Here is an 8675-nt window from a genome sequence, read left to right as displayed (position 1 = left end):
TAGCACCAAGACGAAAAACCTCTTTCATTGTTTGTGTGAGAACTCCAATGATACCTGATTTTTACGTCTTGGTGTTTTTATTTTGTCATTTTTCTAAAGTGGCTAACTTGATTATAAAATTCGCCAAATTAATCTTTATTGCTATTAAGAGAATTTTCATCATTAAGGTCATCTTCATTGAAGACAATATCTGATGTATCTTCATCTTCTTTAATTTTTGACATGTGATCCTTCAAGGCATCTGTCTTTTCGTTGAATGAATCAACTAGATCACTGTTTGTACTCAAGCCAACACCGCCATTATTGAAATCTGCACGAATTGTCATGACATTTTCTAATAGCTTTTGACCTGATTCACTTGTTAAATACTTAGAAGCAGCATATCCTGAGGCGCAGCCTAAGAGTAGGCCCAATACAAAATGATTATTTTTCATAATTATTTATTCTTCTTTCTTGGCCAGAACTTAGCAGCCGTCTTAGCGACTGTGGCAATGTTACCTACTGTCATCAAGTTTTGGAAATTAAAGCCAGTGTTTGGCTTTTCCTCTGTTGCTTTAGCAGATTTCTTACCGAGGTTCTCAACTGTATCAAATAATGGGTTCAACTTGCTGGATTTGCTGTTAACATCATCCATCAAGGTATTAGTTTTATCAACTAACTTAGTACTTTGATCCATAATCTGTTCAGTATTCTTAGAAAGGACTTCAACCATCTTAGTTGTTTCCTTCATAGTTTCCTGTAATTCTTGAAGCAATTTAGCAGTTTGGACTAATGTTCTGGCTAAATATACAACCAATACTACAAAAGCAACTGCCGCGATTAAGCCTGCAATTTGTCCACCAGTCATAATCTTACCCTCCTGTATTTTAATAGCACTTTCATACTAGCATTATATCAATTCATCGGCAATTAATTACCTGCCGTCTCCATGGATGAAAACATTTACCTGCTATGCGGACCGGCTCGAGCCAAAAAGCGGTCTCGAACCTCGGTTTGAAGCCTTACCAAAGACCGGTAAGTCTCCAAACTCGCCCGGTGGTGTAATGGCTAAAGCCATAACGCCACTCCCACAGCGAGTAAATATTCTCATCTCTTCCGACTAATCTATATTCTATTAGTATAAGTATTCTAACTAAGAATATATTAAATAAGTTGTACTTGAAACTGTTACAGAACGTTTATATTTTTCAAAATTCAGAAAAAATCTACCACTTAATCCAGTCTTGCCATTGTTTTTCTAGCTTCTGAATTGCATGTCCTCGGTGACTGATAGCGTTCTTTTCGTCAACGCTCAACTGTGCCATCGTCTTATCTAGTTCTGGTAAATAAAATAGTGGATCGTAGCCGAAGCCGTCATCCCCTGCTGGGAACAAGCCTATCAAGCCTTTAACTTCTCCTTCAACAACTAAATCTTCTTCGTTGTTGGGATTAGCGAAAACTAATGTTGAAACGAAACGGGCGGTTCTCTTTTCCTTTGGTACTCCACCTAATTCACTCAATAGTTTGGCATTGTTGGCGGCGTCATTGTGATCTCCTGCATAACGTGCTGAATACACACCTGGTCGACCATATAAAGCATCTACTTGTAAACCTGAGTCATCAGCAATTGTTGGTAAATTGAAGCGTTCCATCACTGCATGTGCCTTGAGTTTGGCATTCTCTTCAAAAGTCTTGCCATTCTCTCTGATTTCAGGGAATTCTGGAAAGTCCAGCAAAGTCTTCAATGTGAAATCTTCATCATTAAAAATACTGTTGAACTCACGGGCTTTTCCAGGATTCTTAGTTGCTATGATTATTTCTTTCATCGTTATCTCCTAATATCCACTAAACTAATTTCATCGATGTCAGTCTTCAACCAACGTTTGGCTAGTTTTGAAAACTCGTCAATTCCGTCAGTCGTATAAAGTTTAATCGTTCTATTATTTTGATCTGTTAAAAGTTCGTTATTAGATAAATAAGTTTTCGCTACTTCAACCGTGCTGACTGCGGGATCAACCAGAGTCATTTTTGGTAAATAATTATTGATTTGTGTCTTCAACATTGGAAAATGCGTACATCCTAAAATCAAGGTATCATAATCGCTATTTTTAAATGGCAATAAAGTTTTGGCAATATCCTCTTCAGCCTCTTGACTGTTAGCCTTATCAGCTTCAACAAGTGCAACAAACTTTTGTGCCGCAATCCCTAAAACGTTGATGCTTGAGTCAATGCCGGTAATTGTTTGACTATAACTCTTGGAATTAATCGTCGATTCAGTTCCAATGATACCGATATTACCTGTTTTAGTAACTTTGACTGCAGCTTGTGAACCAGGTTGAATTACCCCAATCATCGGAATAGTAAATTCAGTTCTCAATTCTTCCAAAGCGTTGGCTGTAGCTGTGTTGCAGCCGTAAATGATTAGCTTTACATCCTGGTCAATCAAAAATTGAACCATTTCTCGCGTATAGGATATAATTTGTTCCTTAGTTTTTACACCATAAGGCATACGTGCTTCATCACCAATAAAAATGATATTCTCATTTGGCAATTGATGGAGTACTTCTTTAACGACAGTTAAACCGCCCAATCCAGAATCTAATACTCCAATTGGTCTATGATCACTCATAATGTTACCCCCACTCTCATTTAAGTGAAATTTTTCTGTGCTATCTTTTACAATGACTTAAAAAGCAATTACTCTAATGATATAATGAATTGTCTGAAAAAAGGAGTTATAGCAATGGCCGCAAAATCAAAAGATCTTAACAAATCAACGTTAACTGATGCTCTAAAGAAAAGTGAAAATGGTGAGAGTACAGATACGTTAACTGAAAACTACTTTGCAGTTTCAGTACTCCGTGATTTTATTCTACCTGATTTGCTTGACAAGGATGCCGTCGAATTATTGTACTGGGCCGGTAAAAACCTTAGCCGTCAATTGATTCTCGATATGGAAAGCTTACCCGACCTGTTCATCAAGGCTGGTTTCGGTAAATTGGAAATTACCAAGCAAACACCGAAGAGCTACACATATAAGTTAACTGGTCCTGAAGTTGAACAACGTTTTGATACGAATAATGATGATCCAGAGTTTTCATTAGAAACTGGAATAATCGCTGAAACTGTTGAAAAAACAATCGCAGCATATTGTTTAGGAACATATACTGTAAACAGTAAAGCCAAAAGCGTGACAATTAAAATTCAAATTGATCGAAACTAAAGTATACACCAAAAACCGATCAAAGTGACTGCGTTTATTGCTTAAAATTTATAACAACAAATAAATAAGCAAGTCTCAAATCCTGATCTATCAGGGTATTGAGGCTTGCTTATTTTTTTATCTGCCGTCTCCAGAGATGAGAGTATTAACCTGCTATGCGGACCGGCCCGAGCCACAGTACGGTCTCGGTCCTCGATTTTGAGCTTCGCAAAGTACGCGAATCTCAAAACTCGCCCGGTGGTGTAATGGCTAAAGCCATAACGCCACAACCACAGCTGGTTAATACTCTCATCTCTTCCGACTAATTTCAGCTTTTAATATCATCGATTCAATCACTATTTATAGTTATTTTGATACACAAGCATGAATATGAATATCGGTACCAGCTACTCAATCCTTTTATGCCCTCCAAACAATTTCAACTTCAAAATCAAATAAAAAAGATTGGATCCCCAAACATAAGGAAAATCCAATCTTTATATATAAATCAAAATTAATATCTTCAACCTAACTAACACATTGAATACTTCAATACCCCAGCCGGAGGTTGTCGGGGAAATAATCAGTCTGCCATGGAGGTGGCGTTAGTGCTTTAGCACTTACACCACAGGGCGAGTTTTGAAATTCGCGAACTCTGCGAAGTTCAAAATCGAGGTGCGAGACCTTGGCTCGAACCGGTCCTCATGGCAGAACTGATTTTTCCCCGACAACCGCAGGCGGCAGATATAAAGGAACTAGTCAGAATAACCATCCAAAATCTTAGTTAGTTGAGCTTTATTATGGAAACCTGTGAGCTTTTCTACAACTTCGCCATCTTTTTTGATAACTAATGTAGGAATTGCCATGATTCCAAATTCTTTAGGTGTATCAGGGTTAGCATCAACATCCATCTTCAAAAACTTAACTGAATCATCGTTTTCTGATAATTCTTCGATAACAGGTGATTGCATACGACAAGGACCACACCATGTTGCCCAGAAATCAACTAGTACAACACCATCTTTTGTTTCTTCTTTAAATTCTTTATCTGTTACTTCATCAACCATTTCATTCACTCCTTTTAACAAATTAAATATTATCATTATTAGCTAATCTTTAGAAAGCATTTGCTCTCATTAAAGGTCAACGATTGTGGCACCTGATCCACCAGAGCTTGCGGGAGCGTATCCAAATGATTTAACTCGAGGATTTCTCTGAAGATAATTGGTAACACCTTTTCTGATAACACCTGTACCAAATCCATGGACAATCGTGACTTGATTATAACCAGCTAACAACGCTGAATCAATATATTGATCCAACTCAGTCATTGCTTCTTCATAACGTTTACCACGTAAGTCCAATTTGCTGGAAAGTCCGGTACTCTTGGTACGACGAACCATTGTTGGCTTCTTTTCTGGTTCTTGTTCAGCGTTTTGAACTTTCTCAAGTTCGTCAGCGTTAAATTTCATCTTCAAGATACCAAGTTGAACTTCATACTCATTATCCTTATTCTTACGAACAATCGTACCAATTTGGTCATATGTCAATGTCTTAACAGAATCGCCGACTTTCAATGCTTGACGACGTTTGTTGCGACGTAAAACTTTATTCTTCTTGATTGCTTCATCTTGATGCAAGTTCTTCAAGTTAGTCTTGGCAGAAATGATTTGGTCTTCCTTGATTGCAACACCATCTTGTTCCATCTTATGAAGTTTATCAATAATCTTCTCTGATTCCTTCTTAGCTTTGGCAACGATTTGATTAGCTCGAACCTTAGCTGCTTGAATTTCCGAGTTTTTCGACTTATCTAAGGCGTCACTCTTCTTCTCAAAATCAGTTTGAATATCCTTATTCTTAGATAATTGAATCTTTAATTGGTCATTCTTTTGTTCAAACTCTTTACGACGGTTCTCAAGGTCAGCAATCATATTGTTGAGGTCTTGGCTCTCCCCGTCCATCAAAGCTTGTCCACGATCAACGACACTCTTGTCCATTCCTAATCGAGCAGCAATATTAAACGCGTTACTTGCTCCAGGAATACCAATCAACAAACGATATGTTGGCCGTAATGACTTATCATCGAATTCCATACTGGCATTGATTGTTTCCGGCGTATTATAAGCAAAAACCTTCAACTCAGGATAGTGAGTCGTTGCCATAATATCAGCTTTTGACGTTGCTAATTTTTCCAATACAGCAATCGCTATGGCAGCACCTTCTTGTGGATCAGTTCCGGCACCAAGTTCATCAATTAAGACCAAACTGTGTTCGGAAACTTTATGAATGATATTAATAATATTATCCATATGTGATGAGAAGGTACTCAAGTTTTGTTCAATTGATTGTTCATCACCAATATCAACGAAGACTTCATCAAACACAGCAATTTCACTGGCTTCACGGGCTGGAATAAATAAACCAGCTTGTGCCATCAATTGAATCAAACCAAGAGTTTTCATCGTGATAGTTTTACCACCAGTATTAGGACCAGTGATTAACATCGTTCTGTAACCGTCGCCCAACCTGATATCATTCGCTACAACCTTATCTGGTTCGATTAGCGGGTGTTTTGCTTGTTCCAAGTCAACTACATGATTATCGGAAATAATTGGCTCAGTGGCCTTTATTTCCTTAGCATACTTGGCTTTGGCGTTAATCAAATCAAATTGTGCTAAAACTTCGTTGTTTTTAACAATTTCATCAATTTCTGGACGAACCATATCTGACAAATTATTCAAAATACGAATCTCTTCAGATTTTTCAGACAACTTAGCCTCGTGCAATTGATTATTCATACCAACGACAGCTTGTGGCTCGATGTAGAAAGTCTGTCCACTGGCACTTTGATCATGAACAACTCCACCAAATTTTGCCTTATATTCAGCTTTAACAGGAATAACAAAACGATCATCACGCAAAGTTACTAGTGCTTCAGTCAAATACTTGGTATTTTTACCACGTGTGAATTGTGCCATAGTTTGACGAATCTCATCATTCAACTTATTGATATGACTACGGATATACTTCAAATCATCCGAGGCGGTATCCAAAACACGACCGGTGTCATCCAGTGAACGGGCAATACGACGTGTCAATTCAGGGTTGTTGATCAAGTTATCATTCAAGTCATAAAGTTGACGTAATTCAACTTGGTTATCTTTTAAATCTTCAAAGAACTCTTTTAATTCACTAGTGTTTTGAAGTACTTGGCCAATAGCAGCCAATTCTGTTCCATTTAAATTCCCGTCTTTTTTCAAACGGTTAGCTTGATCATGTAGATCAGCTAATTTTCTAACTGGGATTTCACCCTTAATACGGACAATATCAGCACCATCTTTAGTTTGGTCAATCAATCTTTGAACAATTGATTCGACTGACATTGGCATTAATTTCTTTAAGAGTGTCTTCCCACGAGTTGTGATTAGATACTTAGCGATTTCAGCTTTGATCTTGTCAAACTCTAATACTTTCAAAGCTTTATTATTCATAAATGTCTCCTATTACAAAATAAGACTGAAACATAATGTCTCAGCCTTAAAGTTTAAATAGCTCCAATCCAGAGATGACTCAAAGCGGCCGTTAATACCGGTGTACTTCGAATCATGGCTGAAGCTACGAATGAATGTTGCAAAGCATGTTGAATACCGGGTACCGGAATCATAGCTAACATTAACATCACCATAAAAATAGTGACATAAGTAACGATGAACCCAATAATCCCTCCACTTAAAAGATTTACATCATTGTACATTGGAAAATAAGTTAGACGCTTGAAATACAAACCAACGAATCTCACGATAATCCAACCAATGAAGCAAATAAATATAAAAGCAAAGGCACGGTAAAATGCATTGTCTAGTTCCATACCAACTTTTGTTGAGAAAAAGGCAAATTCACTGCCCAAATTAGCAGATGGATAAGGCACAATCATTTCAAACTTTGGTCCCAGTCCTCGAAAAGATACTAGTGCCAAACAAAAGAATAGCGCATATCCAACTGCATAAAATGCTTCCATGGCTAGTCCACGGCGAGCACCAATATAAAAACCATAAATCAAAAGTAAAATAAGTAACAGACTAAGCATTATTTCCCCTTACTTCAATCATGCTAAAAAAGCGAATTTGTAAATCATTTTTCATTGCCGTCTCCAGAGCTGAGAAGTATTTTGCCTGCTGTGGGACCGGCTCGAGCCAAGGTACGGTCTCGACCCTCGATTTTGAGCCGAGATTCACGTCTCAAAATACGTCCTGTGGTGTAATGGCTAAAGCCATAACGCCACTTTCACTGCTGGTGAATACTTCTCAGCTCTTCCGACTAGTTTTTTTATACAAACTAATAAATATTTCCAATCCTTTATATATACAAAAGGAGCATTCCTACGGAAATATTTATAATGATAAACTCAGATAACACTATAAACAACCAAACGATTGGCTTGCGCCAATCGTTACTTGTTTAGTGCTTATTCTTCGTAATTATCATCGTCGTCACTTGTGAAGGTGTTCAAAACTTCTTGAACCATATCCCATTCTTCTGGATCATCGATTGGTTCTAGATCACCGGCATCGACATCTCCATTTTCGTCTGGTTCGAATGAGTATGCTTGAATAGCAATTTCTTCTGCATCCTTATCAGCTTTAGGGTATAAGAATACGTATGATTTACCATAATCTTCTGAATCAAAAGTAAAGAGAATCAAATATGTTTCTTCATTACCTTGTTCATCACTTAAAATAACTTCGTCTAAATCCTTTGGTGGTTGTTCTTCACTCATAATTATCACCTTAATTTCGTGTTAGTTTACCTTTAGCATCAAGATAATTCTGTAGAATCATCTCTGCGGCAATCTTATCGATAACTTTCTTACGTTTTTTACGAGACACATCGGCCTCATCAATCAACATTCTTTCGGCCTGAACAGTTGTTAACCGTTCGTCAATAAAATCGATTGGCAAATGAAACTTATCTTCGACCATTTTGCCATACTCACGAGACTTTTCTACTCTGGGTCCTTCAGTGTTATTCATATTCTTTGGTAATCCAAGAACCACACCAGTAGGTTGCTTTTCTTGAATAATTTCGCCTAATCGATCTAAGCCAAATTGCTCTTTATCCTCATTGATACGAATAATTTCAACTCCCTGCGCTGTCCAGCCTAATAAATCACTGCAAGCAACACCGACAGTTCGTGAACCAACATCTAAACCTAATAATCTCATCTATTTACCTTGATTGAGATAACTCTTAACTAATTCTTCGATTATCTCGTCTCTTTCATGTTTCAAAATCAAATTACGGGCATCGTTGTGTCGTGGAATATATGCTGGGTCACCAGAAAGTAGATAGCCGACAATTTGGTTAATTGGGTTATATCCTTTTTCTTCTAGTGATTGGTAAACACTTTGCAATGTTTCTTTGACATCTTTGCCTTTGTTTTCATTAAAATCGAAACTCATAGTTTTATCAAGTGAACTCATGGCAAACCTCCATA

9 protein-coding genes and 1 pseudogene are annotated in these 8675 nt (G+C 37.5%); 1 reads left to right on the top strand and 9 read right to left on the bottom strand.

Features of this window, described 5'->3' with window-relative positions; genetic code table 11:
* Nucleotides 1–128: 128 nt before the first annotated feature.
* From AAA923_RS10715 to AAA923_RS10705, 3 genes and pseudogenes are all read right to left on the bottom strand, one after another.
* Entirely contained in the window at nucleotides 129–434 is a 306-nt protein-coding gene (locus tag AAA923_RS10715) for a hypothetical protein (protein ID WP_338217002.1), read from the bottom strand.
* 2 nt (nucleotides 435–436) lie between these two features.
* Nucleotides 437–847, bottom strand: coding sequence for a DUF948 domain-containing protein (locus AAA923_RS10710; RefSeq protein WP_041500042.1), 411 nt, complete (start codon nucleotides 845–847; stop codon nucleotides 437–439).
* Nucleotides 848–1205: 358 nt separating this feature from the next.
* Nucleotides 1206–2608 (bottom strand): annotated as a pseudogene (locus AAA923_RS10705) (XTP/dITP diphosphatase).
* A gap of 114 nt (nucleotides 2609–2722) precedes the next feature.
* On the opposite strand from AAA923_RS10705, the gene AAA923_RS10700 reads away from it, so the two are divergent.
* A complete protein-coding gene (locus tag AAA923_RS10700) occupies nucleotides 2723–3202 on the top strand; it encodes a DUF2507 domain-containing protein (RefSeq protein WP_338217001.1) in 480 nt (159 codons plus the stop codon).
* 734 nt (nucleotides 3203–3936) lie between these two features.
* On the opposite strand, the gene trxA is transcribed toward AAA923_RS10700, so the two are convergent.
* From trxA to AAA923_RS10670, 6 genes are all read right to left on the bottom strand, one after another.
* Nucleotides 3937–4248 carry a thioredoxin gene (gene trxA, locus AAA923_RS10695; protein ID WP_338216999.1) on the bottom strand — a complete coding sequence of 104 codons (312 nt, stop codon included), beginning with the start codon at nucleotides 4246–4248 and terminating at the stop codon, nucleotides 3937–3939.
* A 69-nt stretch (nucleotides 4249–4317) separates the two neighbouring features.
* On the bottom strand, nucleotides 4318–6672 hold the full coding sequence (locus AAA923_RS10690; protein WP_338216997.1) for an endonuclease MutS2: 2355 nt from the start codon (nucleotides 6670–6672) through the stop codon (nucleotides 4318–4320).
* Between the two features lie 53 nt (nucleotides 6673–6725).
* A complete protein-coding gene (locus AAA923_RS10685) occupies nucleotides 6726–7268 on the bottom strand; it encodes a CvpA family protein (RefSeq protein WP_338216995.1) in 543 nt (180 codons plus the stop codon).
* Between the two features lie 378 nt (nucleotides 7269–7646).
* Complete coding sequence (locus AAA923_RS10680; RefSeq protein ID WP_041500051.1) at nucleotides 7647–7958, bottom strand: DUF1292 domain-containing protein; 312 nt, start codon at nucleotides 7956–7958, stop codon at nucleotides 7647–7649.
* Between the two features lie 10 nt (nucleotides 7959–7968).
* The gene (gene ruvX / locus AAA923_RS10675; protein WP_041500053.1) at nucleotides 7969–8403 is read right to left on the bottom strand and encodes a Holliday junction resolvase RuvX; all 435 of its coding nucleotides are present in this window, start codon (nucleotides 8401–8403) and stop codon (nucleotides 7969–7971) included.
* The gene (locus tag AAA923_RS10670; RefSeq protein WP_010018752.1) at nucleotides 8404–8661 is read right to left on the bottom strand and encodes an IreB family regulatory phosphoprotein; all 258 of its coding nucleotides are present in this window, start codon (nucleotides 8659–8661) and stop codon (nucleotides 8404–8406) included.
* Nucleotides 8662–8675 lie beyond the last annotated feature (14 nt).

Origin of the sequence: Companilactobacillus muriivasis (assembly GCF_036246245.1) — a bacterium.
Classification (GTDB): domain Bacteria; phylum Bacillota; class Bacilli; order Lactobacillales; family Lactobacillaceae; genus Companilactobacillus; species Companilactobacillus muriivasis.
Note: the sequence above shows the minus strand (reverse complement) of the source record. Positions and strands in the feature narration are given on the sequence as shown.